A 25,950-nucleotide genomic window follows, 5' to 3' on the forward strand; every position below is an offset into this window, starting at 1 on the left:
GAGCCATCAACCCTTTGTCGCGCCGGCGGTCAGGCCGGCAATGTAATAGTCCATCAGGAAGGCGTAGATGATCAGCGGCGGCGCGGCGCCCAGCAGCGCGCCGGTCATGATCTGCCCCCAGTTGAAGACGTCGCCCTTGATCAGCGTGGTGGTGATGCCGACCGGCAGCACGAGCTGATCGACCGACGTCGTGAACACCAGGGGATAGAGGAACTGCGCCCAGGACACCGTGAACGCGAAGATGGTCGCCGCGATCAGCCCGGGCAGGGCGACCGGGATGAATATCCGCGTCAGGGTCTGCAGCCAGGAGGCGCCGTCGATGAGAGCGGCCTCGTCCAGCTCCTTCGGAATGGAGGCGAAATAGCCGATCATGATCCAGGTGCAGAACGGCACGGTCAGCGTCGGATAGATGAACAGCAGCACGTACCATCGGTTGAGCAGCGTGATGCCAGTCAGGTCCTGGACCACCGCGAGCATCTTGAACAGCGGAATGAAGAGGAGGCTGTCCGGAATGAGGTAGGTGAGGAACACGCCGGTCGCGAGCGTCGTCGAGCCCCAGAACTTCATCCGCGCCAGCGCGAATGCCGCGGGGATGCTGATCAGCATGGTGACCATCACGACCACGATGGAGACGATGGCGGAATTCCAGAAGAAGCGCAGAAACTGGTTCGAGGTCAGAAGCTCGACATAGTTGGACAGGGTGGGATGAAACACCCACCAGGGATTGGTCGCCGCCGAAATCTCCGCGCTGCTCTTGAGCGAGGTGATCAGCATGTAGATCGGCGGAGTGAGCGAGAATATCGCGAACAGCACCAGGAAGAAGTAGGACCAGCGCAGCGCCCAGGTGCGATCCCGGCTCATGCTCCGGTATTTGACCTTGCGCGTGGGGCCGCCCTTGTCGATTGCAAGCGTGCTCATCAGGCTTCGTTCCCACGTTTGTTGACGTCGCGCAGAATGAAGATTGCCGCGACTGCGAGGATCGGCACCATGAACAGCGAAACGCAGGCGCCCAGCGGAATGTCGCTGCTTTGAATGCCGACCTGGAACGCCCACGTCGCGAATATGTGCGTGGAGTCCAGCGGGCCGCCCGAGGTCAGGATGCGCACGATGTCGAAATTGGCGAAGGTCACGATCAACGAGAACAGCGTCGTGATGGCGATGATGTTGCGCATCATCGGCAACGTCACGTACCAGATCCGCTGCCACCAATTGGCGCCGTCGATGGCGGCCGCCTCGTAGAGCTGGTCCGGCACAGATTTCAGCGCCGCCAGGTACATGATCATGAAGAACGGTGCGCCGTACCAGACGTTGACGAGGATGACCGAGAAGCGCGCCCAGAAGGTGTCACCAAGCCAGGGGATCGGGCCGATACCGAAGAAGGACAGCGTGTAGTTGAAGGCGCTGTAGGAGGGGTCGAACAGCCACAGCCAGGCCAGCGTGCTCATGGCGGGCGGGATCACCCACGGCACCAGCAGCATGCCGCGCCATTTGCGCTGGCCCTTGGCCGGCAGGTTGTGGACGAAATGAGCGACGATGAAGCCCAGCAACGCCTTGAAGAACACCGCGGTGATGGCGAAGATGCAGGACTGCCTTACGACCATCCAGAACGTGTCGCGCTTGAAGAGGAACGTGAAGTTGCTCAAGCCGACGAACTTCTGCATCGACTTGTTCAGCATCGCGAGATGCGCGGAGTAGAAGGCTGGATAGAGCACCAGCAGCGCGATCAGGAGAATCAGCGGAAGCGTCAGGAAGAACGCCACCGTCGACTTCCGCCTGAGCGCGTTGTGTAAGCTGGTGCGTTTGCGCGGGCTCGCGGCGCGGACGGAGCGACCCTGCTCAACGACGACATCGGCCATGGTCAAACTTTCTTACGGAAGATTCAACGGGGAGGCCGGCCGCATCGACCGGCTTCCCCCGACAAGGGGACGGGCGGAATCATCGGCGGCTCACACCCAGGCACGTGAGCCGCCGTGACGCACAGGCATCAGCTCCGCATGAAGCCTTCGCACTCGCCTTCGGCCCAGGCGAGCGCCTGCTCCATGGTCTCGCCCCGCGCATAACGCAGCGCCAATTTGGTCAACGTCGCCTGCGAGTAGATCTGCTGTGCGATCTTCGGCGGTGCCGGAGCCGCCGCGATCGACATCGTCTGGTGCTTGTAGGGATCGGGATAGTGAAAGAGCGTGCCCTTCGGTGGCCCTTCCTCGGCCCATGTCTTGAGCTTTGTCATGTTGGCGAATGCCGGAAGATCGTAGCCGCCGCTCGCCGCGACGAATTTTTCGATCGATGACGGCTGCGACAGATGAACGAGCAGGCTCTTGGCGGCCTCCTTGTTCTTGCCGAAGCTCCAGACGCCCCAGAAGTATGGCAGGAAGGGCGCGAAACGCCCTTTCGGTCCGGACGGGAAGCCGTGGGTCCAGCATTGCTCGGCCACTTGCGGCGCGTCGCGCTTGGCGACCGCCCAGGAACTCGGCGGGTTCAGGATCATCGCCCCGCGGCCCGAGATCAGCCATTTGTTGTTGGACGCATCGTCCCACGACGCCGCGTCAGGCGGCAGGACGGCAATCAGCTTCTTGTAGAACTCGAGCGCCTGACGAACCGCATCGGTCTTCACCGTGACGTCGCCCTTGGCGTTGACGAGGTCCGCACCGAACGAGCTGAAGATCGCGCCGGCGGTATCGACGCTGTCGGTGGTCTCGCCGAGACCGATGCCGAACGCAAAGCCGGCCTTGTGGCAGGCTTCGGCGGCCTTTAGGAAGGTCTCCATCGTCCAATTGTCCACCTTTGGCGGTGCGCCGACCGGGTACATCTCCTGCACGTCGATGCCGGCATGCTTCTTCATCAGGTCGATCCGTGAGCATGGGCCCTTGATCTGGCTGCCGACGGTCGCCGGGATAGCCAGCCATTTGCCGCCGGCCTGGCCCAGATATTTGACCGTGTCGTTGACCTCGCCGTTCTGCTTGATAATCGGCGCCATCACGTCATTGACCGGCTCGAGGTTGTCCGCATAGGCATGCGGCCACCAGGTCGGCATCTGGAGAATATCGTGGCCGGATTTAGCCTGCGCTTCGGCGGCGACCGTCAGTTCGAGCTTCTTGTTGTTGCTGGTGATGTAGTCGATGGAGACTTCGACCTTCTCCTTCGCGGCCCATTCGTTGACCAGATCGGTAGAGGCCTTGTTGGCGCCCGGAACCCAATGGTCCCAGAAGCCGATCGAGAGCTTGCCGGCGGCGTAAGCGCCCCGGACGTAGGGCGCCGTGATCAGCGCCGCGGAGGACATTGCAGTGGCAGCCACAAATTGACGTCGCGTCAGTGTCTTGCGTGACATCTCGTTTCCTCGCCTGGGTGTTGTTGTTGGAGTTTCCTCTGAGAGACTTTTGAGTTTCTTGTTTTCGAATTTTCTTATTGATGCCGGCGGCCGACGCGAAAATTCACGCCGCCCGGAGCAAATTGGTAGCGCGATCAGATCATGATTGATTGCGTCTGTCGAGAAAGCCGAGCGGCTCCTCGTCTAAAACTAACGTTGTGCCCAGGACGCGCGTCGCTGCATGTCAGAACCATGCGTCGAATGTGAACCGCGAGCACACATTTTGCGACGCACACAGCGCACAGACCGACCCGGAACGATCCGTTGCGCAATTACGCCGCAGTTTCGAATGAGCCTGCATAACCGCTTCGCGCGAAAGACTTTTCCGGCGTGGACAGCACTCGGCTGTGTCTGGACCGCAAAGCGCTGGAAACGATAGAGTTCGGCTGATGGTTTGCTTCCGCCCGCCAAGACCAATTGGATCGACGATGGAGACGAGAATGATCAATGCGGCGCCGCCAGCGCGGCCTTACCTGCGACGATGCCTCGCGCTGGGGTCCATGCTCGCGCTGTTGCTCGGCGCAGCGACGGGGGCGAATGCTCAGGGATTGGTCAAAGGCGTTCAGGAAGGCGCTGCGGCCGGGAACAAGGCGGCAGGTCCGGTCGGTGGCGTGCTCGGTGGCGCAATCGGCGGCGTGGTTGGCGTCTTCACGGGCGTGCTCGGTGTCGGCAACAACGGCGGCAATCCTCCGCCGGCCGCCAAGGAGTCCAGCAAGGACGCCAAGCAGCAAGGCGCAGCCAAGGACAAGGATGCCAAGAGCGCCAAGCCGGGCAAGGGCGCCAAGGCGACCAAGGAGGCGAAGAACGCGCCGCAGGACAAGGGCAACAAGGACGTCACGGTTCTCACCCAGCCCGGCACGCCGCAGCTGACCGCCGAACAGATCGTCGCCAACAGCGATTCCTACATCGAGCGGATCAAGACCCAGCTGAACCTCACGCCGGAACAGGAGAAGCACTGGTACGGCTTCTCGAGCGCGATGCACTACCTCGGGCATAATGGTGCAGAGCGGCTCAACCTGAGGGTTGCGCGCGCCAAGCGGGATCCGCCCGACGACATCATCGAGCAGATGCGCAACGAGGCCCAGTTCCTGATTGATCGCGCCGCCGACCAGCGCAACGTTGCCGACGCCGCCGAGCCGCTTTATTCGAGCCTCGACGACAAGCAGAGGCAGGTTTTCATTCAGGAGATGGTGCGCCTCAGTCACGAGCGTGGACTGGACTGATCAAGTTGAATCGGTCCGGGCGGGGCTGAATTAACGGCCCTGCCACGAATTCGTGAATCCTCCCCGCAATTCGGTTATGGTTAGCTTCGTAAGCTGACTGCGGGGTTGATATGGCGGACGGACTCTCCGTTTTCCTGGTCGAAGACGAGGCGTTGATCCGGATGATGATGGCCGACATGGTGGCGGAACTCGGCCACCACGTCGTCGCGGAAGCGGACAATGTGCGCGACGCCAGCGCCTTTGCCATGACCGCGCAATACGACATGGCCATCCTCGACATCAATCTCATGGGCGTCTACGTCGATCCCGTCGCCGACCTGATCGAGCGTCGCGGAAAGCCGTTTCTGTTCGCCACAGGCTACGGTCCGGAACTGCTGCCGTCCTTGCTCCGGCGCAGGCCGATCCTGCGCAAGCCGATCGCAATGGATCAGCTCAAGGCGATGATCGATTCGATGTTTCCCGGGCCGTCAACCAAAACTCAGGGCTGACCGATCACGCCCGACGCGCACGGCCGCAGGGTGAATCAGCCGGCTCAGTTGCGACCGTTCCTCAGCACCCTGGCAATGGTGTGGGCCGTCATGGCAGCGCGATCCGACGCGCGCTGAGCAGCCAGCCGGTCGCGCGCCTTTTCCTCGATCAGGAGTTCGATCAGGGCCAACCGCTTGTCTTCGCTGTCCGCTTCGCTCAGCAGACGGTGATAGCGGTGATAGTCGAAACCCAGATCCTGCTTACGCATGTCACGCCCCCGCAACTACGCCACACACGGGGAGATTGTTTCGCATCTGAAACATGCACGCAAGCGCGTTCCTGCCTGGAACCGGGCGCGTGCTGAATCATCTGTGAATTACTGGAACACGCCGGCAGCGGAGCATGATCGTCCGTCAATCCGCAGTGTGGTCGGCAAACATCTTCAGGCCGACGAAGCTCGCATCGGGCTTGATCACCAGCCGGGTCGGGATGTCGCGCAGATAGTCCTGGAAACGTCCCTTGGCTTCAAAGCGCGCCCGGAACGCGGAGGCCGCGAGGAACTCGCGAAAGCGCGGCACGATTCCGCCGGCGATATAGACCCCGCCGCGCGCGCCGAAGGTCACCGCGAGATTGCCGGCAACCGAGCCAAGGATGGCGCAAAACATCTCCAGCGTCGCGCGGCTGACGGGACAGCTGCCCTCCAGCGCAGCCTTGGTGATGGCGGCGGCATCGCGATGCGGCACCTGGACGCCGTCGATCTCGCCCAAGGCTTCATAGAGGTTCTGCAGTCCGGAGCCCGAGAGGGCGCCACGTTCGATGGAGACATGGCCGAGGCGCCGGCGCAAGCAGGCGATCACGCGTTCCTCGCGCTCGTTCTCCGCCGGCAGGGTCGCATGTCCGGCCTCCGTGACGACGGCCAGTCGCGAACCATGGCGTTCGATCAGACAGGAGACACCAAAGCCAGTTCCGGGCCCGACGACCAGCAACGGCTCTCCGGGCAGGCCATCGCCTCCGCCGAGCGGGACCAGATCGGCAGGCTGCAATGCGGGCAGGGACCAGGCCACCACCTCGAAGTCGTTCAGCACGTGCACGCTGTCGAAGCCGAGCGCGGGCTGCAGCTCGTTGCCGTCGATGACCCAGGGGCTGTTGGTCATGACGCAGCGGTTGTTGGTGACGGGACCGGCCACGGCCAGCACCGCTCTTTGGAGCTGCTCGCCGCCTGCCCGGCGCGCCAGGACATCCGCGATGGCTTCCCGTACGGTCGGGAAGTCAGCGACCTTCACGTAGTCGATCGGTCCGGTCTGATCGTTCCGGCTCAGCGCGAAGCGCGCATTGGTGCCGCCGATATCGGCGAGAAGAATGGTTCCTGTCTTGCCGATGCCCATAGCCCTGCGGCTTCCGCGGCCTTGCGGCCCTCGGGAACCTTTGCCTCCGTTCCTGATCCGATCCGCAAACCGCGGACGGTCTGAGAATCCTCGCTTGGTTGTTCCTAGTCAACACGGACAAGGTCAAACCGTTGCATTCTAGCCAAATCCCGGCCGTCAGCGCGGTATCGCCGCACGCGGTCGGTGGTTGCTAAGCTGCGCCGGAAGATCGACATTGGGAAGGAGCGTCCGGCGCCTGACGCCGGGCGGATCGAGTGGGGCCTTGCAATGAAGATTTCCGACCGCGACGTGTTGCTGGTGATCGACGTACAGAACGACTTCTGTACCGGCGGAGCGCTCGCCGTTCCCAGTGGCGAGAAGGTCGTCCCTGCCATCAATCGGATCGCCCAAAAATTCACCAATGTGGTGCTGACCCAGGACTGGCATCCGAGTGACCACGTCTCGTTCGCGTCGAACCATGCGGGCAAGCAGCCGTTCCAGACCATCGAGCTCGACTATGGCACGCAGGTGCTATGGCCGGCGCATTGCGTGCAAGGCACGGCGGGCGCTGAATTTCATCGCGATCTCGACGTGACGCGGGCAGGCCTCGTGGTGCGCAAGGGCTTTCGCCGTGGCATCGATTCCTATTCGGCGCTGTTCGAGAACGATCATCGAACGCCGACCGGACTGCTCGGTTATTTGCGCGAGCGCGAACTGAAGACCGTCTTCGTCGCCGGTCTGGCGCTGGACTTCTGCGTCCGCTTCTCGGCGGAGGATGCGCGAAAGGCGGGGTTGGAGGTGGCCGTCATCGAGGATGCCTGCCGCGGCATCGATCTCGACGGCTCGGTGGCCGCGACCCATCAGAGTTTCAGGGACCTCGGTATCGCTGTCGTCAGCCTCGAGGCGTTCCTGTGAGGATATTGAGGTAGCCATGGTGGAGAGGAGCGCCAAACAGCCACGCGGACCAGGGCATGCCCCTGACGATCCACGGCTGTGGCCGTTTGCGGCGGCGCAGCTCGCCATGGATGCCTGCTTCTGGTGGCTGGAGCGCGGGCCCGCGAAGCAGGGTGAGAGCAGCCTGCCATGGACGACGCCCAACAGCGTTGCCTTGGAGCTCGCAACGATGCAGCTGCGCGATTGCTCGCGGACCCGGTCCGGCCAGCCGGCGCTGGTCTGCGCCCCCTATGCGCTGCATCGGGCCCTGATCGCCGATTTCGCGCCGGGCCATAGCGTGGTGCAGTCGCTGCAAGAGGGCGGTGTCGACAGGGTCTATGTCACCGACTGGCGGTCGGCCACCCCGAGCATGCGCTACCTCTCGATCGACAGCTATCTCGCCGATCTCAACGTCGCCATCGACGAGATCGGTGCGCCGGTCGATCTCGTCGGCCTTTGCCAGGGCGGATGGCTGTCGCTGCTCTACGCGGCGCGCTTTCCAGCCAAGGTGCGGCGGCTGGTGCTGGTCGGTGCTCCCGTGGACTTGTCGATTGATTCCTCGCTCTCCCGCCTCGCCCGCAACGCGCCCGAGCAGGTCTACGACCAGCTCGTCTCGCGCGGCGGCGGCAATGTCAGCGGTGAGGAGATGTTGCGCTTCTGGTCCAAGGCGCCGAGCCGCGACGATATCGTCGCGGCATTGCAGCGGGATCTGTCGGACGAGCAGGGCACCGCGCTGCTCGCGCGCTTCGACCGCTGGAACGCCGAGACGCTCAATCTGCCGGGCACTTACTATCTCGAGATCGTCAACGGTATTTTCCGGGAGAACCGGATTGCCGGAGGCAGTTTCGTCGCGCTCGGCCGCCAGATTCATCTGAAGGACGTCGTGGCGCCGATCTTCCTGCTCGCCGGACTCGACGACGATGTGGTGCCGGCGACGCAAGCGCTCGCCACCGCCGGGCTTGTCGGTACGCCGCCCGCTTTCATTGCGGCAGCTTCCGAGCCGAGCAATCATCTCGGACTGTTCATGGGCGCGCGCACCCACGCGCATGTCTGGCGCCGGATCGCCGGGTGGCTGCGTGACGATCTGCCCGGCGTGCTGGCCCGCAGCGCCTAAGTCGCCGGCGCTGGGCGGGCCGCCCTGCAAGTCCGTTATGCATGCCGGCGGATGGCTCGCACGGGACCCGGTCGATGGGCTACATATGATCCGGAGCTGACGGCTTCGGCAGCGGATGGATTTAAGGGTACTGCGCTCGATGACTTTCCACTCGATCTACGCTCACGGATTTGCGCGCGTGGCGGCCTGTGTCACCACGTCCCATGTCGCCGATCCCACGGCCAACGCCAAGGCTGTCCTGGCGGCGGCAGATGCCTGCCACGAGCAGTCGGCGGCGGTCGCGGTTTTTCCCGAGCTGTGCCTGTCCGGCTATGCGATCGAGGACCTGGTCAAGCAGGATCCGCTGCTCGATGCCGTCGAGCGCGGGCTCGTCGCGGTCGTTGAGGCCTCCGCGGGGCTGATGACGGTCCTGATCGTCGGGGCGCCGCTGCGCTTTGGTCATCGCATCTACAACTGCGCTGTCGTCATCCATCGCGGCAACGTCCTCGGCGTGGTGCCGAAATCCTACCTGCCGACCTACCGCGAGTTCTACGAGGGACGGCATTTCGCCTCCGGCGCCGGCATCGCCGGCGAGACGATCGCCTTCGGCGGCCTGCAGGCCCCCTTCGGCGTGGATCTCCTGTTCGCCGCCGAGGACGTTGCGGGCCTCACCATCGGCGTCGAGATCTGCGAGGACATGTGGATCCCGGTGACGCCGGCTTCGGAGCTCGCGCTCGCGGGTGCGAGTGTTCTGATCAATCTTTCCGGGAGCCCGATCACGATCGGCCGGGCGCGCTCGCGCGCGCTGCTGTGCCAATCGACGTCGGCGCGCTGCCTCGCGGCTTACGTCTATGCGGCCGCCGGGGCAGGGGAATCGACCACGGATCTCGCCTGGGACGGCCAGACCTCGATCTACGAGAATGGCGTGCTGCTGGCCGAGGGCGAGCGCTTCCGGCAGGGCGGGCAGATCACGCTGGCCGACGTCGATCTCGACCTGCTCAGGCAGGAACGCGCGTTGATGGGAACGTTCGACGACAACCGGCGGCAGCGCGAGGCCTTTTACCGCAAGGTGACATTCGCGCTGAAGCCGCCAGCCGCTGACATCGGCTTCCTGCGCAAGGTCGAGCGCTTTCCGTTCGTGCCGAGCGACGAGAGCCTGCTCGAGCAGGATTGCTACGAGGCCTACAACATCCAGGTCGCCGGGCTGGTGCAGCGCATGCGCGCGACCGGCACCAGGCGCGTCGTGATCGGCGTATCCGGCGGGCTCGATTCCACCCATGCACTGATCGTCGCCGCCAAGGCGATCGACCTGCTCGGCCTGCCGCGCGAAAACATCCTGGCCTACACCATGCCGGGCTTTGCCACCGGCAGCGAGAGCAAGACCCATGCGCTGGCGCTGATGCAGGCGTTGCGGACGAGCTGGCAGGAGCTCGACATCCGCACCACCGCAACCCAGATGCTGAAGGACATCGGTCATCCCTTCGGCAAGGGCGAGAAGGTTTACGACGTCACCTTCGAGAACGTGCAGGCGGGCCTGCGGACGGATTACTTGTTCCGGCTCGCCAACCATCACGGCGGCATCGTCATCGGAACCGGCGATCTCTCCGAACTCGCGCTGGGCTGGTGCACCTATGGTGTCGGCGACCAGATGGCGCACTACAACGTCAATGCGGGCGTGCCGAAGACGCTGATCCAGCACCTGATCCGCTGGGTCATCTCGTCCAGGCAATTCAGCGACGACGTCAATCGGACGCTTGGCTCGATCCTGACCGCTGAAATATCGCCCGAGCTGGTGCCGGTGCAGCCCGGCGAGAAACCGCAGAGCACGGAAGCGTCCGTCGGGCCTTACGAGCTGCAGGATTTCAACCTGTTCTACACGCTGCGCTTCGGCATGCGGCCGTCCAAGATCGCCTTCATGGCTTTCCAGGCGTGGAAGGACGTCGCCAAGGGCGAGTGGCCGCCAGCATTCCCGAATGATCGGCGCAAGGCCTATGATCTGCCCGAGATCCGCCGCTGGCTGGAAGTGTTCCTGCGCCGCTTCTTCGCGTTCAGCCAGTTCAAGCGCTCGGCCATGCCGAACGGGCCGAAGGTCTCGGCCGGCGGCTCGCTGTCGCCGCGCGGCGACTGGCGTGCGCCGTCGGATTCGAGTGCGGCCGCTTGGCTCGAGGATCTCGAACGGAACGTGCCGAACTGATCGGCGCGGCCGATCGGCATTGTTGGGAGACGATCGATGTCGGCCGGAGATGGGGCGCAAACGAGCGAGGAGGCCAAGGTCACCAACGGCCTCTACATCTTCGACATCGAAATGCGTGATGGCAAGCGCGGGCGGGCGAGAGGCGTGGTCGTGCTCTGCGAGGGCCGCATCATGGGCGGCGACAGCTACTTTTACTACACCGGCAGCTACACCTTCCGGAACGGCAAGTGGCGTGGCGACATGACCGTCAACCAGCACACCGAGGCGGTCGGCAGGACGCTCGCATTCGGCGGCAGGGAGGTCACCTGCGGCTTTTCCGGCGACTATTTTCCCGGCGGTGCGGAAGTCGAAGGCATGGCACTGGTCGGCAAGACCAGCGTGACGTTTACGGCGCGACTGACTCTCAAGGATGCGATGTGAGCGCGGCCTGATCGGCTCGCTGGTGAAACGCTACGTTCCCACTCAGGAACCTTCGCAAGGACAGAACGTTCGCGTCTGTTGTTGCGAATTGTTGAGGAGAGGGACCATGCGTAAACACTTGATGCTATCGACTGCGACCATCGGACTCATGCTCGCATCCGGATTCGCCTACGCTCAGGCGCCCGGTGAGCGAAGGGACGAGCCGAAACGAACCGAGGAACCCGCGAAAGGCGCCGCGCCGCAGCGCGGTGGCGCGGCCCAAGGCGCTCAAGAGCGCGTTCAAGAGCGCGCGCAGGGCGCTCAAGAGAGACTGCAGGGAGCGGGACGCGAGGACAAGGGCGGCGCGGCGAAGCGCGAGGCCGACGACGACAAGCGCCAGCCGGCCCCTTCTGCCGAGCGCGATCAACCGAAGGCGAAGGATCAGGCACGAGACTCTCGCGAACCTTCACGCGATCGCAACCGCGAGGCTGAGAGCGCGAAGCCGGGTCGCGACAGCGGCAAGAGCAGCGCGGAGACGAAGCAGGACAAGTCAGCGCCGCAGAAATCAACGGCCGAGTCCGAGAGGTCCAGGACCGCCCCAACTGGCCAGCAGAACGAGCGTACCGGGGCCGCGGCCAACCAGAACGAGCGCAACCAGGCTCAGCCGCCGCGCAATGCCGCCGAGCAACAGTCGCCGGCGCAGCAGACCAACCGGCCGGCCACTGCGACCGATACGAACCGGACGGCTCCGGCCAACAATGCGCAGACCACGCCCAGCGCTCCGGGCACGCAGACCAATCAAACCACCCAGACCACCACGCAGGTCAATCCGCAGGCCCAGGTGACGACTGAGAAGCAGGTGCGGATCTCCGAAACGATGAGCCGCACGCGCCTCGCGCAGCCGGAGCGCAATCTGAACATCTCGATCCGGATCGGCGAGACGATTCCGCCGCGCGTGCGTCTCCACCGGCTGCCGCCCGAGATCATCTCGATCGAGCCCGAATATCGGGACTACGAATATTTCGCAACGGATGACGAGGTGGTCATTGTCGAGCCCCGGACGCATCGCATCGTCAGCCAGGTGCCCCGCGATCCGTCGCGGGCGCGTGCACAAATGGGCGGCAGCGCCTCGTCGAGCATGGCGGCGGCCGGCGGAAGCACTTTGAACTGCCAGATCATGCGGCGTGACGCGTCGGGCAATGTCGCCCAAGCGGAACCCTCGACCGTTGGCTCGACTGCGCGCACCGAGTCCTTGAGCGTGACGGTCCAGATGCCCGACGGCGGCTCGTCCGCGCCGATCGCGCTCGGAGCTTCCGCGGGCAACATCGTGGTCGCAACGCAAGGGCAGGGCGACTGCACGGTGACGATCGAGCCGCAGACGCGCTGACTGCGACGACGCTGAAACGACAACGCGCCGCCCGGCAGAAACCAGCCGGGCGGCGCGATTGCGTTCGATGTCGAAAGTTTCGAGGTCCGGAGTGCCTAGGAGTCCGGACCTCGTCACCTTGCCCCAGCCTTAGATCCCCCCGCCCCATGTGGTCCCCCAACCCCGAGGTGCGCGATCAGAAGGTGATGCCTCTTGAAGTGCCGCCGATCGATGTCGCGCGATGTACGCGAGATCTGAATAGGATTCAAATCCGGATCACTACGGACACGATCGAACTTGCTGCTGCGGGAATCTGCAGATGCCTGCATTGACGGCAGCACCGCTGCCTAACATCGCTGCTGGTTATGCGGAGGATGTCCACATTTCATCAGCGCCGCCGAAGACACATTCACGGGCCTGTCATTGAACTGGTCTAGCGCTGCTCCCGTCATCGCCGACGGTCAAGGAGCAAGCCATGTCGAAGCCGGTGCTGGGCGCCGCATTGTCCATCAAATCGATCCCTGCGCATCGCGACTGGCTTCTCGAACGGCAGCGCGATCTCGAAATCCAGGATTTTTTCCGCGCCGATCTGCTCGACAGCGATTGGCGGAGCACGGCGGGCGAGATCAAGCAGATGCTTTCCGGCCATACCGGCCGGCTCGGCATCCACGGGCCGTTCTGGGGTTTCAAGATCGACAGCCACGATCCGATGATCCGCCAGGCGGTGACCAAGCGCCTGCTTCAGGGGCTGGATGCCGCCGAATTCCTCGGCGCGACGCAGATGGTGATCCACTCGCCGTTCACGACGTGGGACCACAACAATCTCGATCTTTATCCGGACAACCGTGGCAACATCGTCGAGCGCGTCAAGGCGACGCTCGCCGAGGTGATTGCGCGCGCTGAAACCATCGGCTGCGAGATCGTCATCGAGAACATCGAGGACAAGGATCCGCGCGACCGCGTGCGTCTCGCCAGGGCGCTCGAAAGCAGCAAGGTCCGCGTCTCGCTCGACACCGGGCACGCCAACTACGCGCATGTCTCCACCGGCGCGCCGCCGGTCGACTATTACGTCGAGACCGCCGGCGACATGCTCACGCACGTGCACCTCCAGGACACCGACGGCTTTGCCGACCGGCACTGGGCGCCGGGCGAAGGCAATATCCCGTGGGTGGCCGTGTTCCGCGCCCTTGGCCGTCTGACGTCAAATCCGCGGTTGATCCTCGAGCTCCGCAATCACGACGACGTCCGCGCCGGCGCCGCCCATCTCACCGCGCTCGGCCTCGCCGAATAACCGTCATCACAGGGCAAGGGTCATCATCATGAGCAAGTTTACCCGTCGCAGCATCTTGAAATCCGGCGGCGTTGCCGCGAGCACGCTGCTGCTCCCGCGCTTTGCGATCGCGCAAGGCGACAACCGTCCGTCGGTCACGATCGCCGTGCAAAAGGTCACCAACTCGAACGTGCTCGACGTGCTGCGCGAGCAGTCCAATGTCGGCGAGCGCGTATTCTTCTCCTCGGTCTGGGAAGGCCTGATCTCCAAGAACTGGCGTGGCAATCTCGAAGCCGTGCCCGGCCTTGCTACCGAATGGCGCCGCATCGACGATCAGACCGTCGAGGTGAAGCTGCGCCAGGGCGTCAAGTTCCACAATGGCGACGAGCTGACGGCAGACGACGTCGTCTTCACCTTCAGCCGCGAACGCATGTTCGGCGAGACCGAGGCCAAGAACCGCTCCACCATCAAGGCGTTCGAGAAGATCCCGACGCCGCGGCCCGGCAAGGAGCTGCCGCCGGATGTGCCGGCCGTCGCCCGCCGCATCTGGCCGGACCTCGCGCGCGTCGATGCCGTCGACAAGTACACCGTGCGCTTCTACAACGCGACGCCCGACGTCACCATCGAGGGCCGGCTGTCGCGCTACGGCTCCGACATCATGAACCGCCGCGCCTGGGATGAGTCTGCGAGCTATCTCGACTGGGCGCGCAAGCCGATCACCACCGGCCCCTACAAGGTCGTCGAGCTCAAGCCCGACGTCTCGCTCACGCTCGAAGCCCACGACGAATATTGGGGTGGCCGTCCGCCGCTCAAGCGCATCCGCTTCCTCGAAGTGCCTGAAGTCGCGAGCCGCATCAATGGCCTGTTGTCGGGCGAATACCAGTTCGCCTGCGACATCCCGCCGGACCAGATCGCCGGCATCGAGAAGAACGCCGCATTCGAAGTGCAGGGCGGCACCATCCTCAATCATCGCCTGACCGTGTTCGATAAGAACCACGCCCAGCTCGCCAATCCGCTGGTGAGGCGCGCGTTCACCCATGCGATCGACCGCCAGGCCATCGTCGACAGCCTGTGGGCCGGCCGCACCCGCGTGCCGAAGGGCCTGCAGTGGGAATTCTACGGCGACATGTTCAATGCCGACTGGAGCGTGCCCGCGTATGATCCCAAGCTTGCGCAGGATCTGCTCAAGCAGGCCAATTACAAGGGCGATCCGATTCCCTATCGCCTGCTCAACAATTACTACACCAACCAGGTCGCGACCGCGCAGATCCTGGTCGAGATGTGGAAGTCGGTCGGCCTCAACGTGCAGATCGAGACCAAGGAGAACTGGTCGCAGATCATGGAGCGTGGACCCGCGCGCGCCGTCCGCGACTGGTCGAACTCGGCCGCGTTCAACGATCCCGTGTCCTCGCTGGTCGCCCAGCACGGGCCGAACGGCCAGCAGCAGCAGATCGGCGAATGGACCAATGTCGAGCTGAACAAGCTCTCGGAGTTCCTGGAGACCTCGACCGACCGCGCCGCGCGCAAGAAGGCGTTCCGCCGCATGCTGGAGATCGCCGAACGCGAAGACCCCGCCTACACGGTGCTGCACCAGAACGCGACCTTCACCGCCAAGCCGAAATCGATCAAGTGGAAGGCATCTCCCGCCTTCGCGATGGATTTCCGCGCCGGCAATTTCGAGGCCTGATGTGCCGCAGCTGGTCAGTATTGCAGGCCTGAGCGTCGCCTTCAGCGGCGTGCCGGTCCTGCGCGGCGTCGATCTCGCCTTGGAGAAGGGCGAGGCCCTCGGCCTCGTCGGCGAGTCCGGGTCGGGCAAGTCGGTCACATGGCTCGCCGCGCTGGGCCTTCTGCCGCGCCATGCGCAGGTCTCCGGCTCGGTGCGGCTCGAGGGACGAGAGATCCTCGGCGCGTCGGCTGCCGAACTCGATCGCGTGCGGGGCGGGCGCATTGCCATGATCTTCCAGGATCCGGCGAGCGCGCTCAACCCGGTGCTGACCATCCGCAAGCAGCTCTGCGAGGCGCTGGCGCTGCATCGTGATCTCTCCGGCAACGCCGTGAAGGCGGAAGCCCGACGGCTGCTCGATCTCGTCGGCATTCCCGACGCGGGCCGGCGGTTAGAGGCTTATCCGCACGAATTCTCCGGCGGCCAGATCCAGCGCATCATGATCGCGATGGCGCTCGCCGGAAATCCCGATCTCCTGATCGCGGACGAGCCGACCACGGCGCTCGACGCCACCATCCAGGCCCAGATCCTGGAGCTGCTCTCCACGGTCCGCCGCGAGCTCGGCATGGCGATGGTGCTGATCAGCCATGATCTCGGCGTCGTCGCCGAGAATTGCGACCGTGTCGCGGTGATGTATGCCGGCCGCATCGTCGAGCAGGCGCCCAGCAACCAGCTCTTCGCCGATCCCCTGCATCCCTATGCGCAAGGGCTGATCGGCGCGCTGCCGCCGCTCGACGGACCACGCCGGCGTCTCACCGCCATTCCCGGGACGGTGCCTGATCCGGCGCACATGCCGGGCGGCTGCGCCTTCGCGCCGCGATGCACGCTGGCGGCCGAACCGTGCCGCCTTGCCGCTCCGAGCCTGGCGCCGATCGCGGATGACCGCAGCGTCGCCTGCATCCGCGCCGAGGCCTCGCGCCGCGCGCTGCTTGGGATCGCGGCTGAATGAGCCCGCCGCTCGTCGAAGTGTCTGCGATCTCGCGCAGCTATGCCATGCGCTCCGGAATGTTCGGCCGCAGCACGGCCGTGCATGCGGTCGATGGCGTATCGCTCACGATTGCCAAGGGCGAAACGCTGGGTCTCGTCGGCGAGTCCGGCTCGGGCAAGTCGACTACGGGGCGTATCGTGCTCGGCCTCGAGCCGCCAGATAAGGGCGAAGTGCGCTTCCAGGGCAAGCCGATGGCTGCTGTTGGGACGGCCGCCTGGCGTGCGCAGCGTGCACGCATGCAGATGATCTTCCAGGATCCGCTCGGCGCGCTGGACCGGCGCCTGCCGGTGGCGACGCAAATCCGCGAGCCGCTGGACATCCATGGCCTCGGCACGCCCGCCGAGCGCGAGGAGCGCGTCCGCGAGTTGCTGCGCGCCGTCGAGCTGACGCCGGCGCACGGTACGCGCTATCCGGGCGCACTGTCCGGCGGCCAGCGCCAACGCATCGTGCTGGCGCGGGCGCTCGCCACCAAACCTGATTTCCTGGTCTGCGACGAGCCGGTCAGCGCGCTCGACGTCTCGATCCAGGCACAGGTGGTGAACCTGCTCGCCGATCTTCAGGCCCGGCTGTCGCTGACGCTGCTGTTCATCAGCCACGATCTGCGGGTCGTCAGGCAGATCAGCAATGTCGTTGCCGTGATGTATCTCGGCCGCATCGTCGAGATCGGCAGCGCCGACGACCTGTTCGCGCGGCCCGAGCATCCCTACACCCAGGCGCTGGTCTCTGCATCGCCGGCACCGGGCCGCCGCAGCGCCGGCCGCATCGTCCTGTCGGGCGACCCGCCGAATCCGGCGGCACGGCCGAGCGGCTGCGCCTTCCACCCGCGCTGCCCGCGCGCCATCGCGCGCTGCGCGGGCGAGGTACCGACACTCACGGCCGTCGGCGGCAACAGGCAGGTCGCCTGTCATCTCGTCGCGGGCGCCGCGACACGGGACGCAGCCTGATGGGACGCTATTTCGCCATTCGGATCGGGCGCGCGGCGCTGACGATCGTGCTCGTCGTCACCTTCGCCTTCGTCGTGCTTCGCCTCTCCGGCGATCCCGCGTTGATGATTCTGGGACCCGAGGCGCCGCCCGAGGTGCTGGCCGCCTTCCGTAAGGCCTGGGGCCTCGATGATCCCATCTGGTTCCAGTATCTCGATTACTTCGGCGCCATCGCCAAGGGCGAGCTCGGCCGCTCCATGCGCGACGGACGGCCCGCGATCGAGCTCGTGCTGGAGCGCATCCCGGCCACGTTGGCGCTGACCTTGCCGGCCTTCTTCTTCAAGGTCGCGCTCGGCGTTCCCGCCGGCATCTACGCCGCGCTGCATCGTGGCTCGGCGATCGACCGCGCCGTGATGATGACGGCGGTCGCCGGCTTCACGGTGCCGAGCTTCGTGCTCGCGCTGCTGCTGGTGCTCGTCTTTGCCGTGCAGCTCGGCTGGCTGCCGTCCGGCGGGCAGGACAGCTGGCGCCACGCCATCCTGCCGATCGCAACCCTCAGCCTTGGCGGCGCTGCGGTGCTGGCGCGCTTCACCCGCAGCGCGATGCTCGAAGTGCTCGGCCAGCCCTATATCCGAACCGCCTCGGCCAAGGGTGTGCCGTGGCGCAGGGTGGTGACCTCACATGCGCTGCCGAATGCGGCGATCCCGACCGTCACCATTCTCGGCTTCATGGTGGGGACGCTGATCGCGGGCGCGGTCGTGGTCGAGAGCGTGTTCGCCTGGCCGGGGGTAGGGCGCCTGCTCGTGGTCGCCGTCGCCAATCGCGATCTCGCGGTCGTGCAATGCATCCTGTTGCTGGTCGCGATGACCATGGTGACGTCCAACCTGATCGTCGACTTCCTCTACGGCTTCCTCGACCCGCGGCTGCGCGCGAAAGGAGCCCACGCATGACCGACGCGACGCTGAAGGACACCGCGGTTCGTCGCCGTGTCAGCCTGCCGGCAATTCCGGTCTCGGTCGCGCTTGCGGTCGCCTGGATCATCGCGATGCTGCTGATCGCGGCATTCGCGGAGAAGATTGCGCCTTACGGCTTCACGCAGCTCGACCTGCGCAACCGGTTGGCCGCGCCCGGCAATGCAGCGCATTGGCTGGGCACCGATGAGCTCGGCCGGGATGTGCTGTCGCGGCTTCTCGTTTCCATCCGCATCTCGCTGCTGATCGCTTTCGGCGCCACCGCGATCTCGGCAATCGTCGGCACCACGCTGGGCTTCCTCGCTGCGCATTTCCGTGGCGCCGCGGAGCAACTCGTGCTGATGCTGACCGACTTCCAGGCCAGCATGCCGTTCCTGATCATGGCGCTGGCCGTGCTCGCCTTTTTCGGCAATTCGCTGCCCCTGCTGATTGGCCTGATGGGCCTGTTCGGCTGGGAGCGCTATGCCCGCATCTCGCGCGGCCTCGCCATCTCGGCCAATGCGCAAGGCTATGCGGCGGCCGTCCGCCAGTTGGGGGCGACGCCGTCGCGGATTTACCTCCGGCATATCCTGCCCAACATCGCCTCGACCCTGATCGTCTCGACGACGCTGGTCTTCCCCGAAGTGATCCTGATGGAATCCGGGCTGTCCTTCCTGGGCCTGGGCGTTCAGCCGCCAATGACCAGCCTCGGCAACATGGTCGGCTATGGCCGGGAATACCTCACCCGGGCGCCCTGGATCATGCTGGCGCCAGCCACCACGATCGTCGTCACCACATTGGCGGTCTCCGTGATCGGCGACTGGCTCCGCGACCGGCTCGATCCGACCCTGCAGTAAATGCTCCGTCATGGCCGGGCTTGTCCCGGCCATCCACGTCTTTGCCGCGCAGAACCAAGAACGTGGATGCCCGGGACAAGCCCGGGCATGACGGCTGAGACCGCCTGTGCCCACGCGTCGGGAGCAGGGGAGGCCTGCGATAGGCCGATCCGGGCCGTTTCGCGGCAAGTTCCCGTTGCGCCTGATCACCCCGTGCGCTATCCGGCCGGAAAGGCCTGAGGCGGCTCCACATTTTCCCGCCCGGCCCCCCAAACCCAGGACGGAAACCGCCATGCCAGCCTATCGCTCCCGCACCACCACCCACGGCCGCAACATGGCGGGCGCCCGCGGCCTCTGGCGCGCGACCGGCATGAAGGACGGCGATTTCGGCAAGCCGATCATCGCGGTCGTCAACTCCTTCACCCAGTTCGTGCCGGGTCACGTTCACCTCAAGGACCTCGGCCAGCTCGTCGCCCGCGAGATCGAGCAGGCCGGCGGCGTCGCCAAGGAGTTCAACACCATCGCCGTCGACGACGGCATCGCCATGGGCCATGACGGCATGCTCTACAGCCTGCCGTCGCGTGAGCTGATCGCCGACAGCGTCGAGTACATGGCCAACGCCCACTGTGCCGACGGCCTCGTCTGCATCTCCAATTGCGACAAGATCACGCCCGGCATGCTGATGGCGGCGCTGCGGCTCAACATCCCCGCCGTGTTCGTCTCTGGCGGCCCGATGGAAGCCGGCAAGGTCAAGCTGCAGGGCAAGACCAAGGCCGTCGATCTCATCGATGCCATGGTCGCCGCGGCCGACTCCAAGGTCAGCGACGACGACGTCAAGGTGATCGAGCGCTCGGCATGCCCGACCTGCGGCTCCTGCTCGGGCATGTTCACCGCCAACTCCATGAACTGCCTGACCGAGGCGCTTGGGCTGGCGCTGCCCGGCAACGGCTCGGTGGTCGCCACCCATGCCGACCGCAAGCGCCTGTTCGTCGAGGCCGGCCACACCATCGTCGATCTCGTCCGCCGCTATTACGAGCAGGACGACGCCAGCGTGCTTCCGCGCAACATCGCCAACTTCAAGGCGTTCGAGAACGCGATGACGCTCGACATCGCGATGGGCGGCTCGACCAACACCGTGCTGCATCTCTTGGCCGCCGCCCATGAAGGGCAGGTGGCGTTCACCATGCAGGACATCGACCGCCTCTCGCGCCGCGTGCCCGTGCTGTGCAAGGTCGCGCCGTCGGTCGCCGACGTTCACGTCGAGGACGTGCACCGCGCCGGCGGCATCATGGGCATTCTGGGCGAGCTCGACCGCGCCGGGCTGATCGACACCTCGGTCTCGACCGTGCACGCGCCGACCATGAACGAGGCGCTGGAACGCTGGGACATCAAACGCACCAAGAGCGAGACCGTGCGCACCTTCTATCGCGCTTCGCCCGGCGGCATCCCGACCCAGGTCGCCTTCAGCCAGGAGCGCCGCTACGAGGAGCTCGATGCCGACCGCGAGAAGGGCGTGGTGCGCGATCTCGAACACGCCTTCAGCAAGGATGGCGGCCTCGCGGTGCTCTACGGCAACCTCGCGCAGGACGGCTGCATCGTGAAGACCGCCGGTGTAGACGCCTCGATCCTGAAATTCTCCGGCCCTGCTCGCGTCTTCGAGAGCCAGGACGCCGCGGTCGAAGGCATCCTGGGTGGCAAGGTCGTCGCCGGCGAGGTCGTGGTCATCATCTACGAAGGCCCGCGCGGCGGCCCCGGCATGCAGGAGATGCTGTATCCGACCAGCTACCTGAAATCGATGGGCCTCGGCAAAGCCTGCGCGCTCGTCACCGACGGACGTTTCTCCGGCGGCTCGTCCGGCCTGTCGATCGGCCATCTGTCGCCGGAAGCGGCTGAAGGCGGCAACATCGGTCTCGTGCGGACTGGCGACATCATCGCCATCGACATTCCGAACCGCAGCATCACGCTGGAGGTCTCCGACGAGGAGCTCGCCAGCCGCCGCGCAGCGGAAGAGGCAAAGGGCGATGCCGCCTGGCAGGCGACGGGCCGCAAGCGCAACGTCTCGACCGCGCTGCAGGCTTATGCCGCGCTCACCACCAGCGCCGCGCGCGGCGCGGTGCGCGAGGTGAAGCGTCGCTCGAACTGAGCATGCCCCATTCGCCTGACGCGCATGGTCAACAAGTTCTGAACGGCCGGCGAAAGCCGGCCGTTCGCATTAAGGATGCCCCGACGTAGTTCGGCAAAGCAAGGTTTTGCGGCGTATACTGCACCGACCTTCGCAAATCCATTTCGGGCAACTGGGGCAACACCACAATGTCTCGTACTCTCGCCGTCGTCTTCTCGACTGCCGTCGCCGCGGTTTCCATGACGGGCGCGGCCTCCGCCGGCTGCTACAATTGCTACGCACCGCCGCCGTGCCAGACCTGCTATCAGCAGCAATACGTGCCGCCGCAATACCGCAGTGTCGACGAGACCGTGATGGTGTCGCCGGGCGCCGTGGTCGCGCACCGCACGCCGGCGCAGTACCGCACCGTGATGGTGCCGCAGACCGTGATGGTCGCGCCACCGAGCGTCCAGTACGAGCGCATCCCGCCGCAATACGCCACGCGCCAGCGCGTCGAGATGGTCTCACCGGGCTATTCCTACTACGCCCCAGTGCAGATGGGCTGCGCGTCCTGCGGCTACTGAGCTGACAGGGAAGAGCATCATGCGGCGCTCCCTCGGGGGCGCCGCATTTTTTTGCCGGTGCAAGGAAGCCGATCCTGAACCGCCAGGCCCAGAACGAAACGGCATGGTTGGGCCCAGGGTTGGGGCTCAAGGACCCGCAGTCGCGGGAATCCGGCTGAACCACGCCGGGAACCTGCGCGCGATTCCTTCGGCCTCGGCACTTCGGAGCGCGAACGGGCAGAACTTCCCTGATCGCCGGCGCAAACAGGATTCACGATCGTTGGTACCGGGGCACCCGATCGGCGGGCTGCGGAAACAGCAACGCCGCCTGCTTGAAATGATGGCAGGCGGCGTTGCTCCAGCCCCAGGGAGGGAAATGCAAAATCCCCGGTTAAATGTAGGTCTGCATGGCGCGTGCCAAGGTTCATGTGCCAGCCTGGGACAGCCATCGAGCCGCCAACCCGCTGCGAATTGACGGTTGCTGGTGGGGGCTCCCGTATTTGGGGGATCTACGCACTGTTTCCATCGGCCGCTGGCGAAGGCCAGACGTTGGATCAGCCTCAATGAAGCGACGATCTGTTCAAGAACGGGATTGCCTCGCCTCGGCTTGCTCGGCTCCAATCGGCTGCGAGGCGCCGCAGTGCCTCCTTGCCGACCTCGTCAGTTGCGGCTGCCGTCTGGCGGCAAGAGGAGCTATGGCGCTTGGCGTGGACGGCCTCTGCGACTTCAACGCCGTGCACAGCCATCAATCAAGACGACGAGGTGCCGCTCACGCGGTGCACATTGATCGGCGTCAAGTTCAAGGGACGTATGTTCACTACTATGGGTTGAAGAGCGTTGACATCTTGCAGCACGTCTTCGAGTCGCAATCGACCGCAGATTTGAGCGTTGGCACGGCGGTCGGAAATCGCATTGAGGAAGGTGCAGCTTCTTCTCGCAGCAATGCGCGCTCTCCGCACTCCCGGTTTGCGTGTCTCAGTCGCGCGGAGGACTTCGATGCGTCGGTCGTCCAGCTGGTTTCGCTCGTTGTGCAATTGTTCCGGCATTCCAAGGAGGATCCCCGGAGACGGCTGCGTGAGACTACCCCGCGTGAGAATCCATCGCCCGGATCTCGCCATCTACAGCCAGACCGAAGAAGCGTCCTTCGGGAGGGATGCGACCTGGAATAACCCGGATATCGTCACCAACGACTGGGGACCGTTCCATCTGATGGAAGCGGTCGAAGCGCGGATTTCCAACCGCTCCGCGAGAGCCAACGCGACCAATGCAATCATCAACTGCCTCGTCGGCCCTTTCGGCATCGGGATGCCTCAATCGTTGTATGCATCTCACAAGACGACGGTCGTTGCCGGCAACGTGGTCACTATCCGTTTCCCGCTTGACGCTACGCTGCGCAGCACGGAGTCGCAGCGGCTCAGCTTCACAATCCAGGCAGAACATCCCTTCGATACGGAACCGATCAACAACCGTGGCTCGCAGTGCATCGACGGGCGTCAGACGAGTACGTCCGGCAGACGTTTCGCGATCGATGTACCTGTACGGAATCCGCTTGCAGCCGGAAGACGGATCGACCTCCGGCTGATACCCGGAGAGCTGAATGCGGCGATCGACTGGACGCAGCACGACTTCGCTCCGGGTGAGGAGAAGATGGTGCGGGTCGACATCACTGTCCCGGCAGGGCTTCACGGGACGGACGACGCGCCGAACAAACAGCCCGTCAGCCTCGTCGCCACATGGGACGGTGGAAGGCTACTGGGTGGCGTGACCGTCATAGCGAGGATCGACACATGAGAATGCCCGCTATTCGCCGGGGCCTCAGAGGTCGACTGGCAGAATTCTTCGATTGGCTGGGAGACTGCGGAAGCGTCGGTTTTGTCATCGGCCTGATCGCGGGCGGCCTTCTCACCGTACTCGCATTTATGCATCCGCACATGAGGCCGACCGCTGATGAGGTCCTGTGGATCATCCTCATCCTGTCCGTCTTCTGCTGGCTTATCGTTGTCTTCATCTCCATTGTTTTTGTCCGGCTGCAGTTGCGGAGCGTCATGGCCGGAATGCTGGCACGTTCCATTCTGATCTGCACGCTCACGGTGCTGATTGCACACATCCTGGGGGCGTACAGCTATGGGATCGTGATTGGCATTCTGGTCGGGCTCCTCCTTGGGTTCGCTTTGTGCCGGATGCTCGGGGAGAGGAGGGTCTAATCATGGTGTGCAGATACGACCGAACTCCAAACTGCTATCCGCCGAGAACCGAGCCGGAGGGGCATGGGACATACACCAATGTCGCGGTTGCATTTACCGAGGCCGCGCTGGTCGGCTTCCTGATCGGTACCGCGCTGGCACTCGCGATCCCCGGCGTCGGAGGGGTATTGATCGGTGTGTTTTCGGTCGGGTTCATGGCGGTCTTCGCCGTGTACTCGCTCATATCCGGCGAGGGCCGGGTGAAATGCAACGCAATGGAGGGAACACCCAGCTGCGTTGCCGGCGTAATCACGCGCATTGAACGCAGTTTCTCCGAGACCGGCGACGGTATCTTTCCGTTCCTCGCTTGGCATAATCTCGTTTATGTGCTCGTGACGTCGTTTTACTGGGAGCGTTTGGAGGAAGGAGGCTGCCGCGTTCTCTGCACGCACGAGGCGGCGGAGCGAAACTCTGCGCTCGTCCAGTGCTTCTTCTACGATCCGCGCGTGTGTTCGGCCTACAATGGCGGGGTCGTCGGACTCGCGGTCGGCGCAATCGTGGGTGTGATCGCAGGAGTCGCGGTTGCTGCAGCGATTGGCTGCGCAACCCTGATCCTCTGCCTGCTTGCGCTCCTCGCCGCAATCATTGTCGCGATCGTCTGCGCGATCCTCGGCGCCATTGCGGGCGGGCATGCGGGCAAGGCCGCCGGCGAGGACGAGCCTGACGTATTCGAGGAGGCTGGAGCCAACACGGTCGGAGAGCTGGTCACCTTTTGGGGCAATCTGGCTCGGATCGGCGACCAGAAGATTTTCTGGTTTGTGGACGAGGCGGCTACTCACGGAATGGCAGCCACAACGCAGGACAACCCGTACTGCTACTGCGAGATCGACGACGAACTCCCGGTGGGTGCCGACGGCGGCTGCTCCGAGATCTATTGAGCTGCCAACAACAACACGCGCTGCCGCTCGCGGTCGCGGACCTTTTGCGGGCGGTTTGATCAATCTCAATGCGGGCGCCCCCGGCCGGGCTACGAAACTGCATTCGTATGGAGGCGGCTTCCATGACGCTGAGATCGAAAACCTTCGCATGGCAGCAAGTGTCCCTCCTGGCCTTCGCCGCTGCGACCGTCGCCATCTCCGACGTTCGACCAGCGGAGGCGGATTACACCCGAAGCTGCACGGCCATTCTCGAGGTGCGCCCGTCAGGCGCCAGCACCGCGCGCAAAGCCTATCGGTGGTCGGTGCGCAACACGGTCACGCATTACTACCAAGTCAATGAGGCCCGGCGGGAGGCGCGGCGCGCGATCGCCTCCTGCGTACGGGCCCACTGGGATGCTCGCGACGTCGCTGCGGTACCGTATGCTTGCCAATCGCACGACAGCCTCGAGGTCCATGACTATCCCTTCGTGAACCTCGCGGAAAGGCTTCATACCGACCTCTGCGCCGCTCGCCCGACTGACTACGCCCAGGACGTCGACCTCGTGCTGTTCATCGAAGGGGAACGCGGCTGCGTGGTCGACGGCGGCAACATCAATCCCGCGACCAGGGTCAACATCGCGAGCGGCTATCACATCAGTTGTCCGGTGCCATCGGGCGAAGGATGGACGTGCATCGGCGAGGACTGCCACCCACCCTTGCCAGGCATCCGCCTTCCGGGCCATGACATCAGCCACAGTGAGATTCCGGGTCAGGATTGGCGCCGCTGCCGCCAGCTGTGCCGGGACACGGCCGCCTGCCGTGCGTGGACCTGGCGGCGGGCGGGCAGTTCGGGAGCGGGCTCTGCCGAGAACTGCCTGCTCAAGAGTGCGGCGGGCGTGCGGGTTCGTGATAGCTGCTGCCATTCCGGGATCAGGGACTAGCCTTTTGGGCGACAATCGGCGCACCTTGAAGGCCAATCCCGTGGTGCTGGCTTATGCGCGGAAAGTCGCGACATGCCCGGTGTCCGGTACTGATTTCGGAGACTATTCGCGTGCGCTGACATCTGGACTTGCGCTGCAAACATCAAAGATA

General features: G+C 64.7%; 24 protein-coding genes. 19 read left to right on the plus strand and 5 right to left on the minus strand.

The window, feature by feature from the left end:
- Nucleotides 1-6: 6 nt before the first annotated feature.
- From ACM42_RS26885 to ACM42_RS26895, 3 genes are all read right to left on the minus strand, one after another.
- Nucleotides 7-918 carry a carbohydrate ABC transporter permease gene (locus ACM42_RS26885; RefSeq protein WP_028179734.1) on the minus strand — a complete coding sequence of 304 codons (912 nt, stop codon included), beginning with the start codon at nucleotides 916-918 and terminating at the stop codon, nucleotides 7-9.
- A complete protein-coding gene (locus ACM42_RS26890; protein WP_271530694.1) occupies nucleotides 918-1,856 on the minus strand; it encodes a carbohydrate ABC transporter permease in 939 nt (312 codons plus the stop codon). The genes ACM42_RS26885 and ACM42_RS26890 overlap by 1 nt, the downstream gene beginning before the upstream one ends.
- Nucleotides 1,857-1,984: 128 nt before the next feature.
- Complete coding sequence (locus ACM42_RS26895; protein ID WP_271530695.1) at nucleotides 1,985-3,325, minus strand: ABC transporter substrate-binding protein; 1,341 nt, start codon at nucleotides 3,323-3,325, stop codon at nucleotides 1,985-1,987.
- Nucleotides 3,326-3,804: 479 nt separating this feature from the next.
- Between ACM42_RS26895 and ACM42_RS26900 the strand changes: the two genes are divergently transcribed.
- Together ACM42_RS26900 and ACM42_RS26905 are read left to right on the plus strand one after the other, a co-directional pair.
- Nucleotides 3,805-4,587, plus strand: a complete 783-nt coding sequence (locus ACM42_RS26900) for a Spy/CpxP family protein refolding chaperone (protein ID WP_271530696.1) — start codon at nucleotides 3,805-3,807, stop codon at nucleotides 4,585-4,587.
- A gap of 110 nt (nucleotides 4,588-4,697) precedes the next feature.
- Complete coding sequence (locus tag ACM42_RS26905; RefSeq protein ID WP_028181743.1) at nucleotides 4,698-5,075, plus strand: response regulator; 378 nt, start codon at nucleotides 4,698-4,700, stop codon at nucleotides 5,073-5,075.
- A gap of 44 nt (nucleotides 5,076-5,119) precedes the next feature.
- Here ACM42_RS26905 and ACM42_RS26910 read toward each other — a convergent pair whose 3' ends face one another.
- On the minus strand, nucleotides 5,120-5,323 hold the full coding sequence (locus ACM42_RS26910) for a hypothetical protein (protein WP_194393936.1): 204 nt from the start codon (nucleotides 5,321-5,323) through the stop codon (nucleotides 5,120-5,122).
- Between the two features lie 145 nt (nucleotides 5,324-5,468).
- Nucleotides 5,469-6,440: a glucokinase gene (glk, locus tag ACM42_RS26915; protein WP_271530697.1), complete on the minus strand. Its 972-nt coding sequence runs from the start codon at nucleotides 6,438-6,440 to the stop codon at nucleotides 5,469-5,471.
- Nucleotides 6,441-6,707: 267 nt separating this feature from the next.
- Between glk and pncA the strand changes: the two genes are divergently transcribed.
- The 17 genes from pncA to ACM42_RS27000 all read left to right on the plus strand — a co-directional run bounded on the left by pncA (nucleotide 6,708) and on the right by ACM42_RS27000 (nucleotide 25,799).
- The gene (pncA, locus tag ACM42_RS26920; protein ID WP_271530698.1) at nucleotides 6,708-7,334 is read left to right on the plus strand and encodes a bifunctional nicotinamidase/pyrazinamidase; all 627 of its coding nucleotides are present in this window, start codon (nucleotides 6,708-6,710) and stop codon (nucleotides 7,332-7,334) included.
- A 16-nt stretch (nucleotides 7,335-7,350) separates the two neighbouring features.
- Nucleotides 7,351-8,466 (plus strand): alpha/beta fold hydrolase, encoded by a 1,116-nt coding sequence (locus tag ACM42_RS26925; RefSeq protein ID WP_271530700.1) that lies wholly within the window; start codon nucleotides 7,351-7,353, stop codon nucleotides 8,464-8,466.
- Between the two features lie 139 nt (nucleotides 8,467-8,605).
- Nucleotides 8,606-10,639: an NAD(+) synthase gene (locus tag ACM42_RS26930; protein WP_271530701.1), complete on the plus strand. Its 2,034-nt coding sequence runs from the start codon at nucleotides 8,606-8,608 to the stop codon at nucleotides 10,637-10,639.
- Nucleotides 10,640-10,675: 36 nt separating this feature from the next.
- Complete coding sequence (locus tag ACM42_RS26935) at nucleotides 10,676-11,059, plus strand: GrlR family regulatory protein (protein WP_028181737.1); 384 nt, start codon at nucleotides 10,676-10,678, stop codon at nucleotides 11,057-11,059.
- Between the two features lie 106 nt (nucleotides 11,060-11,165).
- Nucleotides 11,166-12,425: a DUF1236 domain-containing protein gene (locus ACM42_RS26940; RefSeq protein WP_271530702.1), complete on the plus strand. Its 1,260-nt coding sequence runs from the start codon at nucleotides 11,166-11,168 to the stop codon at nucleotides 12,423-12,425.
- A gap of 454 nt (nucleotides 12,426-12,879) precedes the next feature.
- Nucleotides 12,880-13,695: a sugar phosphate isomerase/epimerase family protein gene (locus ACM42_RS26945; protein ID WP_271530703.1), complete on the plus strand. Its 816-nt coding sequence runs from the start codon at nucleotides 12,880-12,882 to the stop codon at nucleotides 13,693-13,695.
- A gap of 28 nt (nucleotides 13,696-13,723) precedes the next feature.
- On the plus strand, nucleotides 13,724-15,361 hold the full coding sequence (locus ACM42_RS26950) for an ABC transporter substrate-binding protein (RefSeq protein ID WP_271530704.1): 1,638 nt from the start codon (nucleotides 13,724-13,726) through the stop codon (nucleotides 15,359-15,361).
- A 1-nt stretch (nucleotide 15,362) separates the two neighbouring features.
- Entirely contained in the window at nucleotides 15,363-16,346 is a 984-nt protein-coding gene (locus ACM42_RS26955) for an ABC transporter ATP-binding protein (RefSeq protein WP_271530705.1), read from the plus strand.
- Nucleotides 16,343-17,329 carry an ABC transporter ATP-binding protein gene (locus ACM42_RS26960; protein ID WP_271530706.1) on the plus strand — a complete coding sequence of 329 codons (987 nt, stop codon included), beginning with the start codon at nucleotides 16,343-16,345 and terminating at the stop codon, nucleotides 17,327-17,329. Before ACM42_RS26955 ends, ACM42_RS26960 begins: the two co-directional genes overlap by 4 nt.
- Complete coding sequence (locus tag ACM42_RS26965) at nucleotides 17,329-18,258, plus strand: ABC transporter permease (RefSeq protein WP_061881664.1); 930 nt, start codon at nucleotides 17,329-17,331, stop codon at nucleotides 18,256-18,258. Before ACM42_RS26960 ends, ACM42_RS26965 begins: the two co-directional genes overlap by 1 nt.
- Entirely contained in the window at nucleotides 18,255-19,115 is an 861-nt protein-coding gene (locus tag ACM42_RS26970; protein ID WP_271530707.1) for an ABC transporter permease, read from the plus strand. Before ACM42_RS26965 ends, ACM42_RS26970 begins: the two co-directional genes overlap by 4 nt.
- 271 nt (nucleotides 19,116-19,386) lie before the next feature.
- A complete protein-coding gene (ilvD, locus tag ACM42_RS26975) occupies nucleotides 19,387-21,237 on the plus strand; it encodes a dihydroxy-acid dehydratase (protein ID WP_271530708.1) in 1,851 nt (616 codons plus the stop codon).
- A gap of 218 nt (nucleotides 21,238-21,455) precedes the next feature.
- Nucleotides 21,456-21,779 (plus strand): hypothetical protein, encoded by a 324-nt coding sequence (locus tag ACM42_RS26980; protein ID WP_271530744.1) that lies wholly within the window; start codon nucleotides 21,456-21,458, stop codon nucleotides 21,777-21,779.
- A gap of 1,068 nt (nucleotides 21,780-22,847) precedes the next feature.
- Entirely contained in the window at nucleotides 22,848-23,549 is a 702-nt protein-coding gene (locus tag ACM42_RS26985; protein WP_271530709.1) for a hypothetical protein, read from the plus strand.
- Nucleotides 23,546-23,962, plus strand: coding sequence for a hypothetical protein (locus ACM42_RS26990; protein WP_271530710.1), 417 nt, complete (start codon nucleotides 23,546-23,548; stop codon nucleotides 23,960-23,962). Before ACM42_RS26985 ends, ACM42_RS26990 begins: the two co-directional genes overlap by 4 nt.
- A 2-nt stretch (nucleotides 23,963-23,964) precedes the next feature.
- The gene (locus ACM42_RS26995) at nucleotides 23,965-24,879 is read left to right on the plus strand and encodes a hypothetical protein (protein WP_271530712.1); all 915 of its coding nucleotides are present in this window, start codon (nucleotides 23,965-23,967) and stop codon (nucleotides 24,877-24,879) included.
- A 122-nt stretch (nucleotides 24,880-25,001) separates the two neighbouring features.
- Nucleotides 25,002-25,799 (plus strand): PAN domain-containing protein, encoded by a 798-nt coding sequence (locus tag ACM42_RS27000; protein WP_271530713.1) that lies wholly within the window; start codon nucleotides 25,002-25,004, stop codon nucleotides 25,797-25,799.
- The last annotated feature ends 151 nt before the right edge of the window (nucleotides 25,800-25,950 follow it).

This window comes from Bradyrhizobium sp. CCBAU 25338 (genome assembly GCF_028128965.1).
GTDB classification, from domain to species: domain Bacteria; phylum Pseudomonadota; class Alphaproteobacteria; order Rhizobiales; family Xanthobacteraceae; genus Bradyrhizobium; species Bradyrhizobium liaoningense.

Excerpts from the sequence above, each read along its gene's own strand:
- ACM42_RS26890 (WP_271530694.1), bottom strand. The coding sequence starts at position 1,856 with ATGGCCGATGTCGTCGTTGAGCAGGGTCGCTCCGTCCGCGCCGCGAGC.
- ACM42_RS26925 (WP_271530700.1), top strand. The coding sequence starts at position 7,351 with ATGGTGGAGAGGAGCGCCAAACAGCCACGCGGACCAGGGCATGCCCCT.
- ACM42_RS26895 (WP_271530695.1), bottom strand. The coding sequence starts at position 3,325 with ATGTCACGCAAGACACTGACGCGACGTCAATTTGTGGCTGCCACTGCA.
- ACM42_RS26960 (WP_271530706.1), top strand. The coding sequence starts at position 16,343 with ATGAGCCCGCCGCTCGTCGAAGTGTCTGCGATCTCGCGCAGCTATGCC.
- ACM42_RS26905 (WP_028181743.1), top strand. The coding sequence starts at position 4,698 with ATGGCGGACGGACTCTCCGTTTTCCTGGTCGAAGACGAGGCGTTGATC.
- ilvD (WP_271530708.1), top strand. The coding sequence starts at position 19,387 with ATGCCAGCCTATCGCTCCCGCACCACCACCCACGGCCGCAACATGGCG.
- ACM42_RS26950 (WP_271530704.1), top strand. The coding sequence starts at position 13,724 with ATGAGCAAGTTTACCCGTCGCAGCATCTTGAAATCCGGCGGCGTTGCC.
- ACM42_RS26930 (WP_271530701.1), top strand. The coding sequence starts at position 8,606 with ATGACTTTCCACTCGATCTACGCTCACGGATTTGCGCGCGTGGCGGCC.
- ACM42_RS26910 (WP_194393936.1), bottom strand. The coding sequence starts at position 5,323 with ATGCGTAAGCAGGATCTGGGTTTCGACTATCACCGCTATCACCGTCTG.
- pncA (WP_271530698.1), top strand. The coding sequence starts at position 6,708 with ATGAAGATTTCCGACCGCGACGTGTTGCTGGTGATCGACGTACAGAAC.
- glk (WP_271530697.1), bottom strand. The coding sequence starts at position 6,440 with ATGGGCATCGGCAAGACAGGAACCATTCTTCTCGCCGATATCGGCGGC.
- ACM42_RS26945 (WP_271530703.1), top strand. The coding sequence starts at position 12,880 with ATGTCGAAGCCGGTGCTGGGCGCCGCATTGTCCATCAAATCGATCCCT.
- ACM42_RS26885 (WP_028179734.1), bottom strand. The coding sequence starts at position 918 with ATGAGCACGCTTGCAATCGACAAGGGCGGCCCCACGCGCAAGGTCAAA.
- ACM42_RS27000 (WP_271530713.1), top strand. The coding sequence starts at position 25,002 with ATGACGCTGAGATCGAAAACCTTCGCATGGCAGCAAGTGTCCCTCCTG.
- ACM42_RS26970 (WP_271530707.1), top strand. The coding sequence starts at position 18,255 with ATGACCGACGCGACGCTGAAGGACACCGCGGTTCGTCGCCGTGTCAGC.
- ACM42_RS26990 (WP_271530710.1), top strand. The coding sequence starts at position 23,546 with ATGAGAATGCCCGCTATTCGCCGGGGCCTCAGAGGTCGACTGGCAGAA.
- ACM42_RS26965 (WP_061881664.1), top strand. The coding sequence starts at position 17,329 with ATGGGACGCTATTTCGCCATTCGGATCGGGCGCGCGGCGCTGACGATC.
- ACM42_RS26995 (WP_271530712.1), top strand. The coding sequence starts at position 23,965 with ATGGTGTGCAGATACGACCGAACTCCAAACTGCTATCCGCCGAGAACC.
- ACM42_RS26980 (WP_271530744.1), top strand. The coding sequence starts at position 21,456 with ATGACGGGCGCGGCCTCCGCCGGCTGCTACAATTGCTACGCACCGCCG.
- ACM42_RS26900 (WP_271530696.1), top strand. The coding sequence starts at position 3,805 with ATGATCAATGCGGCGCCGCCAGCGCGGCCTTACCTGCGACGATGCCTC.
- ACM42_RS26935 (WP_028181737.1), top strand. The coding sequence starts at position 10,676 with ATGTCGGCCGGAGATGGGGCGCAAACGAGCGAGGAGGCCAAGGTCACC.
- ACM42_RS26940 (WP_271530702.1), top strand. The coding sequence starts at position 11,166 with ATGCGTAAACACTTGATGCTATCGACTGCGACCATCGGACTCATGCTC.